Source organism: Pectobacterium sp. S5 (assembly GCF_051707265.1).
GTDB classification, from domain to species: domain Bacteria; phylum Pseudomonadota; class Gammaproteobacteria; order Enterobacterales; family Enterobacteriaceae; genus Pectobacterium; species Pectobacterium polare.
The window spans coordinates 1,493,618-1,513,093 of record NZ_JAULSZ010000001.1 but is presented as its reverse complement, the minus strand read 5'-3'; the positions used below and the strand labels follow the sequence as shown (position 1 = coordinate 1,513,093).

16 protein-coding genes are annotated in these 19,476 nt (G+C 50.4%); 6 read left to right on the top strand and 10 right to left on the bottom strand.

The genetic code is table 11. The annotated features are described in order from the left end of the window. The first annotated feature begins 1 nt into the window (after position 1). The 3 genes from QWJ20_RS06765 (at position 2) to QWJ20_RS06755 (ending at position 3,656) form a co-directional block, all read left to right on the top strand. Entirely contained in the window at positions 2-814 is an 813-nt protein-coding gene (locus QWJ20_RS06765; protein ID WP_039274968.1) for a carbohydrate ABC transporter permease, read from the top strand. Positions 815-850: 36 nt separating this feature from the next. Next, on the top strand, positions 851-1,936 hold the full coding sequence (locus QWJ20_RS06760; RefSeq protein ID WP_277512993.1) for an ABC transporter ATP-binding protein: 1,086 nt from the start codon (positions 851-853) through the stop codon (positions 1,934-1,936). A gap of 196 nt (positions 1,937-2,132) precedes the next feature. Next, on the top strand, positions 2,133-3,656 hold the full coding sequence (locus QWJ20_RS06755) for a glycosyl hydrolase 53 family protein (RefSeq protein ID WP_249715497.1): 1,524 nt from the start codon (positions 2,133-2,135) through the stop codon (positions 3,654-3,656). Positions 3,657-3,851: 195 nt separating this feature from the next. Here the strand turns inward: QWJ20_RS06755 and QWJ20_RS06750 are convergent, their stop codons facing one another. From QWJ20_RS06750 to QWJ20_RS06720, 7 genes are all read right to left on the bottom strand, one after another. Beyond that, complete coding sequence (locus QWJ20_RS06750) at positions 3,852-4,889, bottom strand: LacI family DNA-binding transcriptional regulator (RefSeq protein ID WP_433992143.1); 1,038 nt, start codon at positions 4,887-4,889, stop codon at positions 3,852-3,854. 149 nt (positions 4,890-5,038) lie between these two features. Continuing rightward, positions 5,039-5,800: an amino acid ABC transporter ATP-binding protein gene (locus QWJ20_RS06745; protein ID WP_433992142.1), complete on the bottom strand. Its 762-nt coding sequence runs from the start codon at positions 5,798-5,800 to the stop codon at positions 5,039-5,041. A gap of 74 nt (positions 5,801-5,874) precedes the next feature. Then, a complete protein-coding gene (locus QWJ20_RS06740) occupies positions 5,875-6,819 on the bottom strand; it encodes an amino acid ABC transporter permease (RefSeq protein WP_433992141.1) in 945 nt (314 codons plus the stop codon). Further along, complete coding sequence (locus QWJ20_RS06735) at positions 6,816-7,712, bottom strand: ABC transporter substrate-binding protein (RefSeq protein ID WP_095701693.1); 897 nt, start codon at positions 7,710-7,712, stop codon at positions 6,816-6,818. The genes QWJ20_RS06740 and QWJ20_RS06735 overlap by 4 nt, the downstream gene beginning before the upstream one ends. 404 nt (positions 7,713-8,116) lie before the next feature. Beyond that, the gene (gene licT / locus QWJ20_RS06730) at positions 8,117-8,965 is read right to left on the bottom strand and encodes a BglG family transcription antiterminator LicT (RefSeq protein WP_249683114.1); all 849 of its coding nucleotides are present in this window, start codon (positions 8,963-8,965) and stop codon (positions 8,117-8,119) included. 150 nt (positions 8,966-9,115) lie between these two features. Then, on the bottom strand, positions 9,116-10,543 hold the full coding sequence (locus QWJ20_RS06725; protein ID WP_433992140.1) for a glycoside hydrolase family 1 protein: 1,428 nt from the start codon (positions 10,541-10,543) through the stop codon (positions 9,116-9,118). A gap of 58 nt (positions 10,544-10,601) precedes the next feature. Next, positions 10,602-12,506 carry a beta-glucoside-specific PTS transporter subunit IIABC gene (locus tag QWJ20_RS06720; protein WP_433992139.1) on the bottom strand — a complete coding sequence of 635 codons (1,905 nt, stop codon included), beginning with the start codon at positions 12,504-12,506 and terminating at the stop codon, positions 10,602-10,604. A 504-nt stretch (positions 12,507-13,010) separates the two neighbouring features. Here QWJ20_RS06720 and maeB point away from each other — a divergent pair. Beyond that, on the top strand, positions 13,011-15,290 hold the full coding sequence (maeB, locus tag QWJ20_RS06715; RefSeq protein WP_095701696.1) for an NADP-dependent oxaloacetate-decarboxylating malate dehydrogenase: 2,280 nt from the start codon (positions 13,011-13,013) through the stop codon (positions 15,288-15,290). 53 nt (positions 15,291-15,343) lie between these two features. On the opposite strand, the gene QWJ20_RS06710 is transcribed toward maeB, so the two are convergent. Beyond that, positions 15,344-15,529 (bottom strand): hypothetical protein, encoded by a 186-nt coding sequence (locus tag QWJ20_RS06710; RefSeq protein WP_205556556.1) that lies wholly within the window; start codon positions 15,527-15,529, stop codon positions 15,344-15,346. 195 nt (positions 15,530-15,724) lie between these two features. On the opposite strand from QWJ20_RS06710, the gene mtr reads away from it, so the two are divergent. After that, positions 15,725-16,999 carry a tryptophan permease gene (gene mtr / locus QWJ20_RS06705; RefSeq protein WP_433992138.1) on the top strand — a complete coding sequence of 425 codons (1,275 nt, stop codon included), beginning with the start codon at positions 15,725-15,727 and terminating at the stop codon, positions 16,997-16,999. A gap of 81 nt (positions 17,000-17,080) precedes the next feature. Here mtr and QWJ20_RS06700 read toward each other — a convergent pair whose 3' ends face one another. Together QWJ20_RS06700 and hemF are read right to left on the bottom strand one after the other, a co-directional pair. After that, positions 17,081-17,533 carry a YaiI/YqxD family protein gene (locus QWJ20_RS06700; protein ID WP_095701698.1) on the bottom strand — a complete coding sequence of 151 codons (453 nt, stop codon included), beginning with the start codon at positions 17,531-17,533 and terminating at the stop codon, positions 17,081-17,083. Between the two features lie 3 nt (positions 17,534-17,536). Then, complete coding sequence (gene hemF / locus QWJ20_RS06695) at positions 17,537-18,469, bottom strand: oxygen-dependent coproporphyrinogen oxidase (protein ID WP_433992137.1); 933 nt, start codon at positions 18,467-18,469, stop codon at positions 17,537-17,539. 181 nt (positions 18,470-18,650) lie between these two features. Between hemF and QWJ20_RS06690 the strand changes: the two genes are divergently transcribed. Further along, on the top strand, positions 18,651-19,076 hold the full coding sequence (locus QWJ20_RS06690; protein WP_039274944.1) for a GNAT family acetyltransferase: 426 nt from the start codon (positions 18,651-18,653) through the stop codon (positions 19,074-19,076). Positions 19,077-19,476: the final 400 nt, after the last annotated feature.

Here is a 19,476-nt window from a genome sequence, read left to right as displayed (position 1 = left end):
TATGAGAAAAAGTAAAATTAACAGCATGCTGATGCATATTTTTCTTGTGCTGATGAGCATTTTCTCGCTTTTCCCATTCTATTGGATGGTGGTATCGAGCACGAATAGCACCAGCCAAATCAATATGGGTAAATTCACGTTTGGCGATCAGCTATTGGTCAACTTTACCAATCTGACGAGTCAGGTGGATCTGGCATTGGTATTTTGGAATACCTCAAAAATTGCGTTGATCAGCACGGTATCGACGCTGGTGGTGTGCTCTATCGCGGGTTATGCCTTTGAGATTTATTCCAGTAAGAATCGTGAGCGTGTCTATGTTGCGCTATTAACGACGATGATGATCCCGTTTGCGGCATTAATGATCCCGCTTTTCACCATGTTTGGTAAGGCTGGCTTACTGGATACGCATTTTGCCGTCGTCATGCCGACGGTGGCAGGCGCATTTATTATTTTCTACTTTAGGCAATGTACGAAAACGTTTCCGAGAGAGTTGATCGACGCTGCACGCGTGGAAAGCGTCGCGGAGTGGAAAATTTTTCTGTATGTCTACGTACCGATTATGCGAGCCAGTTATTCCGCTGCGTTTATCATTGTGTTTATGACGTCATGGAATGCCTTTCTCTGGCCGCTTATTGTCCTCCAGTCTAATGAATTAAAGACGATTAATCTGGTGTTATCCAGCTTTGCTTCTGCCTATTCTCCAGACTTCGGGCTTATTATGGTAGGAACAGTCATCTCTACTCTTCCTAGCTTACTTATCTTCTTCGCCATGCAAAAGCAATTTATCGCAAGTATGACGGGCGCAGTGAAGTAATGCGCGTGCAATGGCAAATTAAGTTTGAGGTTCAACATGGCTGATATTTTACTAAAAAATATAGTGAAGCGTTACGATAAGACTGAAACAATCCATCGTATTAATCTTGAGATTAATTCAGGCGAATTTGTGGTATTCGTCGGCCCGTCGGGGTGTGGTAAATCGACATTGCTGAGAATGATCGCTGGACTGGAAGAGATCACGGATGGCGAAATTCATATTGATAACCGTTTAGTTAACCATTTCGATCCCGCAGAGCGGGGGATTGCGATGGTGTTCCAGTCTTATGCGCTGTACCCACATATGACGGTTGCTGAAAATATGGGATTTGGGCTGAGAATGAACGGGCACCCCAAAGCTGAAGTCGAAAAAATGGTGCGCAAGGCCGCGATGACGCTCCAGCTAGAAGCCTTGTTAGACCGCACACCGAAACAACTGTCTGGCGGTCAGCGTCAGCGCGTTGCGATTGGGCGGGCAATTGTGCGCGATCCTAAAGTGTTCTTATTCGATGAGCCCTTATCGAACCTCGACGCCGAATTACGCGTGGAAATGCGTTTACAGATCGCCCGGCTTCATCAGGAAATGCGTAACACCATGGTTTATGTGACGCACGATCAAGTGGAGGCGATGACGCTGGCGGATAAAATTGTGGTGTTAAACAAGGGATATATTGAACAGGTTGGGACACCGATGGCGCTCTACCATAAGCCAGAAAATCTTTTTGTCGCTGGTTTTATCGGTTCGCCGAATATGAACTTTCTACCTGGCGAAGTGCTACAGGTTGAAGGGAATAACGTGAGTATCCTGATCAATAAGCTCAATACACTTTCCGTTAATCTTGCTAACCACGGATTGTGCGCCGATCAGAAAATTACCGTGGGTATTCGCCCTGAACACCTGAGTATTGACCCGAATGGCGGGGACGTCAGCTTGTCGATCAATAGTGAGGTCACTGAAAGGTTGGGTAATGCGACCTATATCTTTGGTGCGTATTCTGGCGTTAATAATTTCAAGGTCCATTTGTCGGGGGACAATAGTATTGTGCCTTACTCAACGATTCCGCTGACGTGCCGTAGTGAACATCTACACTTTTTTGATGAAAATGGAAAACGGATTAATTAACCACGAATAAATAGCAAAAGTCAGCGAGTTAATTGAGCAGCCTGTCATATTCATGTTGGCTGCTTATTCTATTAAATGACATTCACTTTTATAAATAGTGCCTTTTTTTTATAAATATATAGCCTTGTGTTTTTATTCTGTCCCAGATCGTTACGTGATAAATACCATTTAAGAGCATCGCCTCAAGGAGAAATGAATGAAAAAGAATAATTATTCAGGAATCATCTCTGTATTGTTAATGCTGTTTATAGGGTTCATGTCAGCCAATCTGGCGAAAGCGGCGCAGCCGTTTGCTTATGGCGCGGATATTGGCTGGGTAAAGCAATTGGAAGATCGAGGGGTAACCTGGCGTGATGATGCAGGAACACCGCGCGATGTATTACAGATATTGCGCGATCACGGCATAAACGCTGTACGGTTACGCATTTTCGTTAATCCCGACCCCAGTGCGCTATGGCATAAAGATAATACGACCTGGACGATGCTTGGCTATACGGATAAAACCCGCGTGGTGGATGCCGCGCAGCGCGCCAAAGCGATGGGAATGCGCGTCATGGTGGATTTCCACTACAGTGATGTCTTTGCAGATCCGGGTCATCAAATAAAGCCAGCCGCGTGGGCTAACTACAATCTGAGTCAATTAACGACGGCCGTTTATAATCACACTCATGAGGTGATGACTGCGTTGATATCCGCAGGCGTGACGCCGGAATGGGTGCAGGTTGGTAACGAAATGAACCCGGGAATTTTACTCCCGGAAGGCAGTACAAGCCGGTTTGCCAATTTAACGCAGCTACTGAATGCGGGCTATGATGCGGTTAAAGCGGTCAGCCCTTCTTCTAAGGTGATCAGCCATCTGGCGCATGGGAATAATAATTCAAACGCTCGCTGGTTTTTTGACAATTTCCTCACCACGCACGGTGGGAAAACCGATGTGATTGGCTTTTCATTCTATCCCTACTGGGAAGGAAAAAATTATTGGGAGCTCACTGGCGCACTGGCGAGCAACCTCAACGATATGGCGAGCCGGTATGGTAAGGAAGTCATGGTCGTTGAAGTCGGTGGCTTGGAAACTAACCCGACAGACAGTTACTGGACGATTAGGGATACGATTAATCTTGTTAAAGCGGTGCCGGGAAATAAAGGGATCGGGGTTTTTTATTGGGAACCTGCGGGTAATGCAAAGGTGTTGCCGGATGGCTACGCGTTAGGCGCGACGACGCAAGTTTCAACCAATGTATTGCAATTTACCCGAGCACTGGACGCGTTTGCCGAATCACAAATCAATTTTATCAACGGAACCCGCTATAAGATCGCTAATCGACAGAGTGGTAAATCGCTTAATGTCGTGAGCGGCTCGCGCGAAGATGGCGCATGGGTTGAACAATACAGTGACAGTAACTGGGACAGCCAGCGTTTTTATTTTAACGCGATTGGCAATGGTTACTTCAATCTGGTGAATGTGAATAGCGGAAAGTACATTGATGTTAATTTCAGTGCCAATGAGGATGGTGCGCAAATTCTCCAAATGTATAACACCGGCCATTTTAGCCAGCAATGGCTGATTTTGGATGCTGGCGATGGCTATTATAAAATCATGAATAGGAATAGTGGGAAGCTTTTGGATGTTAACAGCCGTTCAACAGAGAACGGGGCATCCGGTATTCAATGGCATGATAATGGGGGATGGAATCAGCTGTGGAAAATAACCGCTAATTGATGCTCTCTGGCCGCGTAGCTTGCTTACGTGGCCGCTTTATACCCGTCATACTTCAAGCTGCTTGTGCGTTTGCTGCCCTTACTCACCCCAGTCACTTACTTGTGTAAGCTCCTGGGGATTCGCTCGGTTGCCGCCTTCACGCAACTCGAATTATTTAGGGTATATTTGTAAGGGTAGGAAAGATAAGGGAACGTATTATAAAAGGGCATCGTTGAGTGTGAAACTTTCGCGCCACACCATCTCATAACCAATCTGTACGTGTTTCTTATAATAGCGTCCTGCCACCAGCTCTAAAAACAGATCGACGGCGGCTTCGCCCATTTCAGTGGGGTAGAGTCGCATTGTGGTCAAACTGGGATTGAGGTGTTGTGCTGTGGGGATGTCATTCATTCCAATCACTTTTATTTGCCTAGGAATGGAAATACCTTTCTCTTGAATCGCCCGGTACACGCCAATAGCGATAATGTCTGTCGCCGCGAACACGACATCAGGCCACTCTTTTTGTTGCAGCAACTCATTCATCGCCTGATAGCCGGACTCAATACAGAATAACTGACTGACCTTGCATCGTGATTCGTCGTAGATACCGTGTTTTTGCGTTATCTCCTGAAAGACATGCAGCCGACTCTCATTGTTCCCTATAAATGCGGGGCGCTGAGCGCCGCTATTCACAATGTAATGTAATACTTCGCGTGCAGCCGCTTCCCGATCAAAAAGCACGGCGTCACATTGTTTATCGAGGGGGGCAGAGTCGATAAAAATCAGGTTTTTATTTAATGAATAAATTAAGGCGATATCGTTATCGCTAAAGTGACCTACGCAAATGATCGCCTGCGCCTGAGATAACGTATGGCTATTGGATGATAAATTTGTGGTGAATAGATTGCGTAACGAAATATTAAAATAGTGGCAGCGGTTTTCAATGCCAATACGCATTGCGGTGAAATAAGGGTCGTTGAGTTCTTCTGAAGGCGTAAGAAAGTGGACGACGGCGAGATTTAATAAATTGTCATTATCCATTTTGAAATGAGAGCGGACAACGAGCGAGTTCTCTAACCTTTTTTTCTGCTGCTTACGTTGTGTCGGCGATAAATATTCCAGCTCATGGGCAATTTTCTTGATGAGTTGGCGCTTTTCTTTGGTTATGGACAGACTGGGGTCGTTATTAAGTACGCGAGAAACGGTTGAGGCCGCCACCCCAGCTTTTTGAGCGATATCTGTAATCGTTGCCACAAAAATTTTCCAAAACTTTTCTATGAGACTGATATTAGCTAATGATTAATTCATTTAAAATACACACTATTCAAAAATACGATGAAGCCTTCAGAAATGCGACGGGTTCACTAACCAGACGCGATATAACTGACGGCACCTACGCTCGATCACAACACCGTTGAGAAAAAGGCCTGCGTGCGGCGGTTTTGCGGCGCGTCCAGAACCTGTCTGGCTGGGCCGGTTTCGATAATTCTGCCGTTTTCCATAAATACGATGTTATCGGCGATCTCACGAGCGAAGCCGATTTCGTGTGTGACGATGACCATCGTGATACCGGAATGTGCCAACTTTTTGATCACCTGAAGTACTTCTCCCACCAGCTCAGGGTCTAGCGCGGAAGTGGGTTCATCAAAGAGCATCACCTGCGGGTTCATGGCGAGGGCGCGGGCAATTGCCACGCGCTGCTGTTGGCCGCCGGAAAGCTGATGTGGCCAATCTTCGGCTTTTTCCACCAGCCCAACCTGTCGCAGCAGCGAATATGCCTGATCGAGCACCTCCTGCCGAGGGCGTTTTTTGACGCGCAGCGGGGCATCACTCACGTTTTGCAGCACAGTGCGGTGAGGGAACAGGTTAAAGTGCTGAAATACCATCCCCATTTTGCTGCGCTGGGCAGCGATTTGTTTATCACTTAATTCATAGAGTCGCTGGCCTTTCTGCCGATACCCGACCAGCGTGTCGCCAACACAAATGGTGCCGCCATCGAGTTTTTCCAGATGGTTAATACAGCGCAGCAGCGTTGATTTACCCGCGCCGGACGGCCCCAGAATCGCGGTGACCGATCCGGGATCCATCTGCAAATCGATATCATCTAAAATCAGGTTTCCCGACAGGGATTTACGCACGTTCCGCAGTGTGATGGCTTCGCCCATAGTGATATTTCCTTCATGATTCATTGAGATCGCTGCACCGCTCGTCAGCCGCCGATGTGTCATTATCTGTCGATTCAGGTGCTGGGCGATTCGCTGGGCTGTGGTCTGTTCGCTGGCTGAGCACGCTGGGTAAACCTTGCGGCGCGCGGTTTACGGCTTTTACCTAGCTTGTTGCGTTTGAGCGTGGAACGGCTGAAATAGCGCTCAACATAGTATTGGCCGACAGATAGCACGGAAGTCAGCAGCAGATACCAGATGGTGGCAACCAGCAGCAGCGGGATGACTTCATAGGTTCGCTGATAAATAATCTGTGCTGAATACAGCACATCCTGAAGCGAAATGACGGAAACCACCGCTGTGGTTTTCAGTTGACCGATGACCTCATTGCCCGCCGGAGGCAGGATGGCGCGCATCGCCTGTGGCAGAACGGTGTAGAAGAATATCTGCGGTTTACGATATCCCAGCGCTCGGGCTGCTTCTAACTGACCGGGATTGACGCTTTGAATGCCTGCGCGAACGATTTCCGCCGCATAAGCAGACTGGTGCATCACCAGCGCCAGTACGGCAGCATTAAACGGGCTGATGAGCGTATTACCAGAAACGCTGAAAAGCTCGCCGACAAACGGCAGCGAGAGCGAAATCGTCGGGTAAAGTGCTGCGATGTTATACCAGAGAAACAGCTGCACCAGCGTCGGGACGCCACGGAAAAACCAGGTGTAACCCCAACTGACCGCGACCAGCACGGGGTTGCTGGATAATCGCATCAGCGCCAGTATTGTGCCGCCTGCAAAGCCGAATACTACCGAAATGGCGGTCAGTTTCAGCGTCATGATGACGCCCTGAAGAATAGAGTCTTCCGTAAAACTGTCCACAACGACCCGCCATTCAAAGCGTGGGTTGTTCAGTACGGAATGGGCGATAGCGCCTAACAGCAGCAGAACCAGCAGGGCGCTGATCCAGCGCCCGTAGTGTCGGTTGGCAACAATGTGTAGTTCCTGCTGCGGCGAGGGCGTACTCATCCGAAGATCTCTGCGTTACGTTTCGCCTCAGGGACGGCGCCGTAGCCGATATCCCACTTATCTAAAATTTTCTGGTATGTGCCATCTTTAATCAGTGAGTTCAATGCGGCCTGAACGGCTTCTTCCAGAGCGGAATCTTTAGGAAACGCAATGGAGACGGGCGCATCATTGACGGCGATATCACCACTAATAGCTAGCCGTTTCACCTGACTCACCTGATAGCGTAATCCTTCATAAGGGCCGAAGAATAGCGGTACGCGTCCGCTGATTACCGCCTGTACGCCAGACGGGCGATCCGGGAAGATTGCGATTTTGATTGCGTCTTTCTGTTCTGCTACACACTGCTTGTCGGCTTCCTGCAAGCGCAGTAGCTGAGTGGTACCCGCTCCCGCGCCAACTTCTTTACCGCATAGCACGCTGAGGGAAGTAAAGGGAGCGACGTTAGCATCTTTAAGGGAAATGATGGCCAATTTTGACGCGTTGAAATAGCCGATGAAATCGATCTGTTCAAGACGCTTAGGCGTTGCATTGATATTCGATAGTGCAACATCGTAACGGCCTGATTTGAGACCAGGGATGATGTTGTCGAACCCTCCGGTATCGTGCCAGTTCACCGGTACGCCCAGCCGGTCACCAATTGCATTCATGACATCGATTTCTCGGCCCGCCAGCGTTTTATTATCTTCCTGATAAAAGGTGGTTGGTGGCGTATTGGGGTTGGTTCCCGCCACGATAAATCCTTTTTGCAGCACAGCCTCTGGCACTTTGGCTTTTAAGGCCGCATCGGACTGAACCTGAAAGGTGCGAGTGGTCGGGACATTTTGATCGGCAGAAAAGGCCGGCGGCAATACGCCAAGCATAAGTAATGGAAAGGCAAACCGATGTTTTTTCATTGTCTTTACCCAGGTTAGCTAACATGCCTTTCTTCATCAGACATGGAAAAATAAATGCGTTTTTCTTATTAAAAGAAAGGGGCTTGTGCGGTATGTGATTTGCCAAACGGCATTTTTTGACACCTTTTCTCTTTTAATCGTCAGGGTAAAACAAGACAAATAAAAAAAGGTTATAAGTTATAAGCGGGCTGTTTTGTTACTTTAGTTATTGCTGACAGGAACAAAGTGATGTGTTTTTTATTATGATAAACAATGTGATAGCGTCCATTTTGTTATTCATGCTACTCGCGAGAAGGCTAAAGGATAAATATTGCAAAGCAAAGGCAATTAGACGATATACCCATGATCCTGCTGAGCGGGAATCCAACCCAATAGCGGTATTGCGCACGCCTATTAGGAGTACTTTATTGTTCCGGAGTGATACGGACGATATGAATAATCAGGTACAGCATTTCATCGTTAGAAATGTCGATGTTGAGCAGGTTGTGAATATAGTCTTTGATCAGTCGGCTGCATTTATACGCATCAGGATATTCTTTGGTGACCTGCTCAAAAATAAAGTCATCATTTGAATGAATCAGGCTATTTTCCAACAGACGCTGAATAAAGAATTGCATATGCGTCAGGAAACGAGAGTAGTTAATCGACTCTTTATCAATCACGATATGAAAGTTGTACTGAATAATATTAAAGATATCTTTCAGCATCTTAACCGACTGGAGCGTGTTCTCCATATTCTGGACGTCGGTTTGGGCATTGACCAAATGGAACGCGATATTGCCGGCTTCCTCTTCGGGTAATTCCAGATTCATTTGCTGGTTAATGTCGCTGAGCGCCCGCGAGGCAATCGCAAACTCCTGCGGATAAAACCGTTTTACTTCATAAAGCAGACGGTTTTGTATGCTGATACCTTTGCGATAGCGCTCAATCGCAAAGCTGATATGATCGATTAGCGTAAAAAAGACCTGTTCGCTCAGGCGACCATGAAGCTGTCGGTTCGCATCATCGATAATCTTATTCACGATGTGAACATATTCCTCCCCGACGTGCTCAATCAGACGAGCAAATTCGCGTGGCGATGTGCCATCCTTGAGAATAAAGGTCTTCTCAATTTTAGTCGGATCGAGAATATCGCCGGTTTTGCTGTTAAAGCCGATCCCTTTCCCCATAACAATGATTTCGTTGTTATCTGCATCAGAAGATAACACCAGGCTATTGTTCAGTATTTTTATTGCTTTTATCGGTTCAGCCATCATGCGTTTCTTGAGTGATTCGGTAGGAAAGTCAGTGAGATAAGCCTGCCCATAAGTTGTCACGTTGCGGGAAATTCGCTTCCTGCAACGTGACACATCCGGCGTCGTGCTTATCCCCGTTTTAACACGGTGTACCGGGTATCGGCAGTATCACGGGGCGCGGGGAAATAAGCGCGCTCCATTTGATTCTATGACACCTTGATACCAGTAAAAACTTTTCTTTTTGATGCGTCGCAGATCTTTCAGATCGAATTCATCGCGGTTCACATAGATAAATCCGTAGCGTTTACCGTAGCCTTGATGGGTGCTGACCACATCGATCGCCGACCACGGACAATAGCCAATAAGATCAACGCCATCGCTGATAGCGAGCTGCATCTGTTCAATGTGGCGGGCAATAAAATCGATGCGATATTGATCGTCGATCGTACCGTCGGCCTCAAGCGTATCCGGCGCACCCATGCCGTTTTCCGTAATCAGGATTGGCAGATGATAGCGCTCGTAGGTTTTACGCAGCGTTAAGCGCAAACCAATGGGATCGATCACCCAGCCATAAGGCGTTTTATCCACGTGCGGATTTTCTGCTGCGCGATAGACGCCGGGTTCGCCTAGCATGATTTGCTGATCGCCCGCGCGGGCGCTGACATCCGATGCATCACCTTTACTGGCGGCAATGGTCGCGGTGGAGTAGTAGTTAATCGCCACGTAGTCGGGTTTGCCTGATTGCAGGATGTCGTCATCGCCGGGCAATGTCTCCGGTGCGAGACCGCGATCTTCCAGATAACGCCAGGCCAGCGCGTTGTAGCGGCCGTGCACCGCAACATCCAGAAAGCTCCAGCAGCGCAGCGTTTCCCAGTTGTGCGCGGCGATGGCATCTTCCGGCTTGCTGGTGGCCTGATACATAGAGGTGGTATTGATCGCCGGGCCAATCAGGCCGTTGGGGGCGAGTTCGTGGCACAGCGCCATGACCTGCGCCTGGGCTAGCATCATGTGATGGTTCTGCTGGTACAGCACCTTTTTGGATGGCAAAACGCCACCTTCCGGCAGGCCAATCGCGCCGGGATGCAGAATCATAGTGTTCTGCTCATTAATCGTCAGCCAGTATTTCACCTTGTCGCCGAAATGGGTAAACAGCGTGCGGGCGTAGTGAACAAAGGCATCAATCGTGGCGCGGTTCTGCCAGCCGCCCTGTGCTTCCAGACAATAAGGCAAATCGAAATGGTAGAGCGTGACGACCGGTTCGATATTGTGCGCGTTCAGTTCATCAATCAGGCTGTTGTAAAACGCGATGCCCAGCGGATTGATGGCACCCGTGCCGTCGGGAAGAATGCGTGTCCAGGCGATAGAGAAGCGATAGGCCTTTAATCCCAGTTCAGCAAACAGCTGCACGTCTTCTTTAAAGCGGTGGTAGTGGTCGCTGGCGACAGTGAAGTCGGCGGTGTTTTCTGGGTGCAGATACTTATCAATGATTGACGGACTTTTTCCATCGGCCTGCCAGCCCCCTTCAACCTGATAAGCCGAGGTCGAGGCTCCCCACAGAAAGCCCGCAGGGAAGTGTTTTTGCTGTTGGTAATACATATTTTCTCTCATATCCGGGAAGAGGCATCGGGCAGGGCACCCAATGCCTTTATGGGGATTAGGCGTTCACTTTAATGATCGTATCCAGTGGTGCGATCGGCTGTGGTGCGGTACAGACGACGCTGGCGTAGTCATCACTGTTGATGATCACCACTGGCGTAATCGGGTCGTAACCCAGACGCGTGATTTCATGCAGATCGAAGCTAATTAGCCTGTCGCCCGCACTAATCCGGTCACCCGGTTTGATATGGCCGGTAAAGTGCTTGCCGTTGAGATTCACCGTATCAAGGCCGACATGAATCAGTAATTCCAGACCGTTATCTGTCCGGATACCGACAGCATGTTTAGACTCAAGGAACGTGATGATTTCGCCACTCACTGGCGCGACCACTTCGCCCTTGTCAGGAATAATCGCCACGCCTTGTCCCAGTAATCCCTGTGAGAATACGTCATCGTTGATGTCATTCAGCGCGACCAGCTTGCCGGACAGGGGGCTCAGAATCGCTTGCTGTTCAGTGTTGCCTTCCGCCGCCTGCGGCTTTTTGGCGGTCTCTTTTTCCGGTGTCGACTGGCTATTGGTAGTTGGTACTGCGTCGGTTTCATCCACCGGATCGTCGAATCCCATGATCCAAGTGAGCGCAAACGTGACGACAATCGCGATGGCGCAGGTGATTAGCGCATGGACGATGTTCATCGGGTTTTCACCAATGAAGGCAGGCAGCGCCGCCAGACCCGGTGAGACGAAAGCGTAGCGAACCAGCCCGGCCAGCCCAGCATAGATCCCCGCACAGCCCCCGCCGATCATGGCGGCAATCAGCGGTTTCTTCAGTTTCAGCGTCACCCCGTACAGGGAAGGCTCGGTGATACCCAGCAGAGCGGTGAAGCCAGCCGAAGAAGCCAGCTGTTTCAGATTCTTGTTCTTGGTTTTAAACGCCACGCACAGCGTGGCAGCACCCTGCGCGATGTTGGAGGCCAGCATGCCGGGCCCGTTGATCATCTCGAAGCCGTTGCGGGTGAGCTGCGAGGTGGCAATCGGCGTCATCGCCCAGGCGGTGCCGGTGATCACCAGAAACGGTTGCAGACCGCCCATCAACATCGGAATGAGCCAGCTCGCTTTTCCGTCGATGACAGCCGCCCCACTGGCGACCAGATCGTTGAGGAAAATCCCGAAAGGCCCAATCACTACCAGCGCGAGCGGTGCGGTAAACAGCAGCACGATCATCGGTTTGGTGAAGAAGGTGATCATCGATGGCGAGATTTTTTCAGCGAATCGCTCAATGTAGGACATGATCCACACGGTGAGAATGATCGGCAATACCGATCCGGCATAGTCTGCCAGCCGTACCGGAATACCGATAAAGCTGATGGGGCCGCCGGAGGCTAGTAGCTGAGCCAGATTCGGGTGCAGCAGTGCGCCAGCAATGGTCATTGCCAGAATCGGGTTACAGGCGAACTTGATGGAGGCACCGTAAGCCAGCAGGACGGGCAGGAAGAAGAAGGCCGCATCGGAGATGGTGTCCAGCAGGCGGTAGGTCGTGCTGTCAGCGGAAATTAGCCCTGTCAGCTTGAGGATCGCCAGCAGGGCTTTAATCATCCCTGCGCCGGTAATCGCTGGGATAACGGGAGTGAAAGTGGTGGAGATGACGCTGATGATTTGCGTGAAAATGCCGCCTTTTTTCTGTTGTTCCTTACCGCTGGTAGTGCGCTGGCTGTTCATCTCGCCAATCTCGTTCAAAATCGCGCGATAGGCGATCTGGACATCGTTGCCGATGACCACCTGAAACTGGCCGCCGCGATCCACCACGCTGATGACGCCGGGGAGTTTGGCAATCGCCTCTGCCTGTACAGCATCGCTGTCGTTAAACTCAAAGCGTAAGCGGGTGGCGCAGTGGGTCAGTTTGCTGACGTTCTGCTTGCCGCCGCTCAACGCGAGGATGTCGACTCCAAGTTTTTGATAATTCATTTTTTGATAATCCATAGTTTTACCCTGTGTTGACGCCAATTAGGCCAAAAAAAAAGACCAAAATAAAAATGCACCTCTAAAAAAGAGGAAATGCATTTTTACTTTGGTCTTGCCTGCCGTAGCAGTAGCACGCCGCGATAAAAATAGGCTGGTGCAACTTATGGTGTTGCGCCGCAATATCAGCATGCGGCGCTGGAGTCATGCAATGTGGTCAGATGAATTAATTGATCTGGATCACAAACAATATGGCTGCTTGCGATCCTTTTACGCACGATATCGCTGTTTCGCTCGCAGATAATAGGCCTTCAACCGCGCCAGCACCGCGCGATTTCCCGCTATAGCGTATCCGGCTGCTGAACGAAAAACCGTCAAATAAAATAACTATATTAACCAGCATTCCCCCTCAGTTTTTGCCATCCTCGGTAGTTTAGCCATACGCAAACACTATACTGGGTACTCTTGACCCTACAGACACAACACAACAAAACCGAAAAGGTACATAAGATGGATGAACAGCTAAAGCAAAGCGCCCTTGATTTCCACCAGTATCCGATTCCAGGCAAAATTCAGGTTTCCCCGACTAAGCCGCTGGCAACGCAGCGCGATCTGGCGCTGGCGTATTCTCCCGGCGTTGCGGCCCCCTGTCTGGAAATTGCGGCAGATCCGCTGGCTGCCTACAAATACACCGCGCGCGGCAATCTGGTCGCCGTGATCTCTAACGGAACGGCCGTTCTGGGCCTCGGTAATATCGGCGCACTGGCCGGTAAACCGGTGATGGAAGGCAAAGGCGTTCTGTTCAAAAAATTCTCTGGCATTGATGTTTTCGATATCGAAGTCGACGAGCTGGATCCAGACAAGCTGATCGATGTGATCGCCGCGCTGGAGCCGACGTTCGGCGGTATCAATCTGGAAGACATCAAGGCACCGGAGTGCTTCTACATCGAGAAGAAACTGCGTGAGCGCATGAAGATTCCCGTCTTCCATGACGATCAGCACGGCACGGCGATTATCTGTACTGCTGCGGTTCTGAACGGCCTGCGCGTAGTAGAAAAAAATATCTCTGATGTGCGTCTGGTGGTGTCCGGTGCGGGCGCGGCGTCTATCGCCTGTCTGAACCTGCTGGTGGCGCTGGGTCTCCAGAAGCACAACATCGTGGTGTGTGATTCGCGCGGCGTGATTTTCCATGGCCGTGACGAAAATATGGAAGAGACCAAAGCCGCTTACGCCATTGACGATAATGGCGCTCGCAAGCTGGCAGACGTCATTCCTGATGCGGACATCTTCCTCGGCTGTTCTGGTCCTGGCGTGTTGACGCCGGAAATGGTGAAAACCATGGCACCGCGTCCGCTGATCATGGCGTTGGCAAACCCGGAACCAGAAATTCTGCCGCCGCTGGCGAAGGAAGTGCGCCCGGATGCGATTATCTGTACCGGCCGTTCTGACTACCCGAATCAGGTGAACAACGTACTGTGCTTCCCATTCATCTTCCGTGGTGCGCTGGATGTGGGCGCGACCACGATTAACGAAGAGATGAAGCTGGCTTGCGTGCACGCGATTGCCGATCTGGCGCTGGCGGAGCAGAGTGAAGTGGTGGCATCTGCCTACGGCGATCAGGAGCTGTCATTCGGCCCCGACTATCTGATTCCAAAACCGTTCGATCCGCGCCTGATCATCAAGATCGCACCGGCGGTGGCGAAGGCGGCGATGGATTCCGGCGTGGCGACGCGTCCGATCGAAGATTTCGATGCCTACATCGAAAAACTGACCCAGTTCGTCTACAAAACCAACCTGTTCATGAAGCCGATCTTCGCACAGGCGCGTCAGCAGCCGAAGCGCGTAGTCTTCGCGGAAGGTGAAGATGCGCGCGTGCTGCACGCCACGCAGGAGCTGGTGACGCTGGGTCTGGCGTTCCCGATTCTGATTGGTCGTCCGAGCGTCATCGAAATGCGTCTGCAAAAGCTGGGGCTGCAACTGACCATCGGTAAAGATTTCGAAGTGGTCAACAACGAATCGGATCCGCGCTTCAAAGAATACTGGAGCGAGTATTTCGATCTGATGAAGCGTCGCGGTGTGTCGCAGGAAAAAGCGCAGCGTGCAGTGATCGGTAACCCGACGCTGATCGGTGCCATCATGGTTCACCGTGGTGAAGCAGATGCGCTGATTTGCGGCACCATTGGCACGTATGAAGAGCATTTCGACGTAGTTGAGAAAGTGTTCGGCTACCGTGAAGGTGTGCAGGCTGCGGGCGCGATGAACGCGCTGATGCTGCCAAGCGGTAATACCTTCATTGCCGACACCTATGTCAACGCCGATCCGACGCCGGAACAGCTGGCGGAAATCACGCTGATGGCGGCAGAAAGCGTACGCCGTTTTGGTATCGAGCCGAAAGTCGCGCTGCTGTCGCATTCCAGCTTCGGCACCTCGGATTCTCCGACGGCGCAGAAGATGCGTGCAACGCTGGCGCTGGTCAACAAGCTGGCACCGGAGCTGGAGATCGACGGCGAGATGCACGGCGATGCCGCACTGGTAGAAGCCATCCGCCGCGAGCAAATGCCGGACAGCCCGCTGAAAGGCTCGGCTAACATCCTGATCATGCCGAATATGGAGTCTGCGCGTATCAGCTATAACCTGCTGCGTGTGTCGTCTTCAGAAGGCGTGACGGTCGGCCCAGTACTGATGGGGATCTCGAAACCAGCACACATCCTGACGCCGATTGCCTCGGTACGCCGGATCGTGAACATGGTGGCGCTGGCGGTGGTAGAAGCACAAACTCAGCCGCTGTAAGTCATTTTCTGTAACACAGACAAACCCAGCCAGAAGTCGGCTGGGTTTTTTATTTATCGCAATTTATCGACCAAATAGTCGCTTAACAACATAGAACCGATAAAGCAAAACGCGAAGGCGGGGAACACGATATTCTCTGGGAGTAAATAGGTGACCATGAGAAGAGAGATAACCCAGAAAATAAATGTCAGTATCATGGAGAGAATATCGAATAAAACAGACTTCGCCGCTTTCAGCATTACATCATCCTTAAATTACTTTTTCCTTTAATCGCTTACAACATAATACGCCATGTTTAGCAGAACATGGTTTTTTCCATACCGTGGCATAAGTTAAATCAATGGAATAATTTTGGTTTTATGCCATGATCCCGCCTCGTCTTTAGGGGGCGATTCCCCGGACTTGATAAAAAAACCAACGAGCGAATATCGGTTATGGCAACACGCGCAGTGAACGAACATACAGTAGAAAAAAGCGGTACAGGAAAGCGTCTTCCTTCGCTGTTTGGCGGGTCGATGATTATTGCAGGAACGATTATCGGCGCTGGGATGTTTTCCCTGCCGGTGGTGATGTCGGGGGCCTGGTTTTTCTGGTCATTTGCCGTGTTGGTGTTTACCTGGTTTTGCATGTATCACTCGGGGTTAATGATACTGGAGGCGAACCTTAATTATCCGACCGGCTCCAGCTTCGATACGCTGACCAAAGATCTGCTGGGTAAGCGCTGGAATGTCATTAACGGCATATCGATCGCCTTTGTTCTCTATATCCTGACTTACGCCTACATTTCGGCGAGTGGTTCAATCATCCATCACACGCTTGCTGAGATGTCGATTGATTTCTCTGCACGCATCGGCGGCTGCCTGTTTGCGCTGTTTGTCGCGTTGACTGTGTGGTGGAGTACCGCGGCAGTGAGCCGCATGACCGCTTTTTTTCTGGCGGCAAAAGTTCTGACCTTTTTCATGACGTTCGGCAGCCTGCTGTGGAATGTGAAGCCAACGGTGTTGTTGAATGTGGAGGAACCGGCACCCGGCTATCTTCCTTATGTACTGATGACTCTGCCATTCTGCCTGGCGTCTTTTGGTTTTCATGGCAACGTCCCCAGCCTGGTGAAGCACTACGGCCGTGAACCGCAGATCATCAAGCGCTGCCTGTTTATTGGCAGTTTGCTGGCGCTGGTGATGTATGCCATTTGGCTGATTGGCACTATGGGAAACATTGCCCGTCCTGACTTTATCGGGATTGCAGAGCGGGGCGGTAATATCGATGTGTTGGTGCAGGCGTTGGGTGGGGTGTTGAATAGCCCTTATCTGGATGTATTGCTCACCGTCTTTTCCAACTTTGCCGTGGCCTGTTCGTTTCTCGGCGTAACGCTGGGGCTGTTTGATTATCTGGCTGATTTGCTGAAGTTTGACGATAGCCGAATGGGAAGATCCAAAACGGCGCTGGTGACGTTTCTGCCACCGGTTATCGGTGGTCTGTTGTATCCGAATGGCTTTATTTATGCGATTGGTTTTGCCGGGCTTGCCGCTGCCGTATGGGCGGTAATTACGCCTGCATTGCTGGCTTACGCATCGCGTCGCCGCTTCGGTAGCCCGCTGTTCCGCGTGCGGGGCGGCAATGCGATGATTGCGCTGGTGCTGCTATTTGGTATCAGCACCGCGCTGATACACATCCTTGCCAGCCTCGATCTGCTGCCGGTTTATCGCTAAGGAAGTATCGCTAAGTCAGTATCGCCATCCTGCTTTGCCTGTTAACAACAGTAAACGTGGGATGGCGAGTCTTTCAGGTCATTATGGCTTTTTTAACTGCTGCAACCACTTGTCCAACTCGTTAGCGAACTGCTGGCGGTCCCGCTGGTTTAATGCGCTGGGGCCACCGGTTTGTATCCCGCTTGCGCGCATGGTATCCATGAAGTCCCGCATGTTTAGCCGTTCCCGAATGGTATCCGGCGTATAGCGCTCTCCGCGCGGATTCAATGCGATGCCGCCTTTTTCTATCACTTCCGATGCCAGCGGGATATCCGCAGTGATCACCAGATCGCCGACTTCAACGCGTTGCACAATCTCATTGTCGGCGACGTCAAAACCCGCTGAGACGCGCAGCGTGCGAATAAAGCGCGACGGCGGTACTTTGATGGTCTGGTTGGCAACCAGCGTGACCTGTGTTTGTGTGCGATCCGCCGCGCGAAATAGCACTTCTTTGATGACGTTAGGACAGGCGTCGGCATCGACCCAAATCTGCATGACTTATGCTTCCTTGTTTTGCGTGTGACTTTCTGCCAGCCAGTCTTTGGCTGGTAAAAAATCTTGATACAGCAGGGCTTCCGGGCTACCCGGTTCAGTCTGATGCTGGTATTCCCAGCGCGCCAGCGGTGGCATGGACATCAAAATTGACTCAGTGCGTCCGCCGCTTTGCAGACCAAACAGCGTACCGCGATCCCAAATCAGGTTAAATTCCACATAGCGGCCACGACGATAGAGCTGGAATTCACGCTCGCGTTCTCCCCACGGCAGATCTTTACGCCGTTCAACGATAGGCAGATAGCCATCAAGGAACCCGTTACCAATGGCACGAATGAAGGCAAAGCTGGTAGCAAAATCTGGCTCGTTGAGATCGTCGAAGAAGAGTCCGCCGATACCGCGCGCTTCGTTACGGTGCTTCAGGAAGAAATAATCGTCGCACCACTTTTTATAGCGCGGGTACACATCTTCACCGAACGGCTGGCACAGGTCGTGAGCGGTCTGATGCCAGTGCACCGCGTCCTCTTTGAAACCATAATAGGGTGTAAGATCGAACCCGCCGCCAAACCACCAAACCGGTTCTTCTCCCGGTTTCTCGGCGATGAACAAGCGCACATTGGCATGGCTGGTGGGGAGGTAAGGGCTCAGCGGATGAATCACCAGCGAAACGCCCATCGCCTGAAAGCTGCGGCCTGCCAGATCCGAACGATGTGTACTGGCTGAAGGCGGCAACGACTTACCGATGATATGAGAAAAGTTTACGCCAGCGCGTTCAAAGATGCGTCCGCCGGACAGCACGCGACTGCACCCGCCGCCGCCCTCGGCACGTAGCCATTCATCTTTGGCGAAATCGGCTCCGCCATCGATCGCTGCAAGCTGCTGGCAGATATCTTCCTGTAAGCTAAGCAAAAAATGTTTTACCGCATTGACGTCAGACATAGTGGGCATCTCGTTTCTTTGGCGATGGGGCACAATAATAAAGGCGGGCAGTATACCATCAATAAAATCGATCCCCGGTCACCTGTTGTGTGATTCCTGATAGCGGCGCGCAATTTGAGATTGCGTCTGATAAAAATCACGCGATAATCACGATTTACCTTATTGCAAAATGGCGACTGTGATGGAAATCCGCATATTCAGGCAGGATGACTTTGAAGCCGTGATCACCCTCTGGGAACGCTGTGATTTGCTGCGCCCGTGGAACGATCCTGAAATGGACATCGAACGTAAGCTCAATCACGATCCCGATCTGTTTCTGGTCGCAGAGGTGAACGGCGAACTCGTGGGATCGGTGATGGGCGGTTACGACGGTCACCGTGGATCGGCATACTATCTGGGCGTACATCCTGATTTTCGCGGGCGCGGCATTGCGAATGCGTTGATTAGCCGTCTGGAGAAAAAGCTCATTGCTCGCGGCTGTCCGAAGATTCACCTGATGGTGCGCGAAGACAACGATGCTGTCATCGGTATGTATGAAAAACTCGACTATGAGATCGTTGACTGCATCACGCTGGGAAAACGCCTGATTGAAGACAGGGAATATTGATTTATTCCGATCTTCAAGCGATACCCGTTAATATTTTTTCTTCTCTAGAATATTCCTAATGCTGAGAAAAGGTGCGCCGTTAATGGTGCACCTTTTCTTATTTATGCACTAACCCATTGTCGTGACTGTGTTTGCCAGTGTAGGTGCCGTTTAGTGTCTGGTTTATTCTGATTAAATTATTTAATTCGCCATTTGGTGAGGAATTTACGAACCCTATTGCAATGGTAGAGTTACTGATCGTAATTATTTCAATGGTTCTATTTATTTCATAGGACAATTCTGGTTATTAAACTCCTTTAAAATAAAAAATGATTAGGATCTTGCATTATACCCTCTAATTTACGGTGTGAATCGTGAATTTATATAGCCATGATGGCAGGTGAAGCTATTTATTTTATAA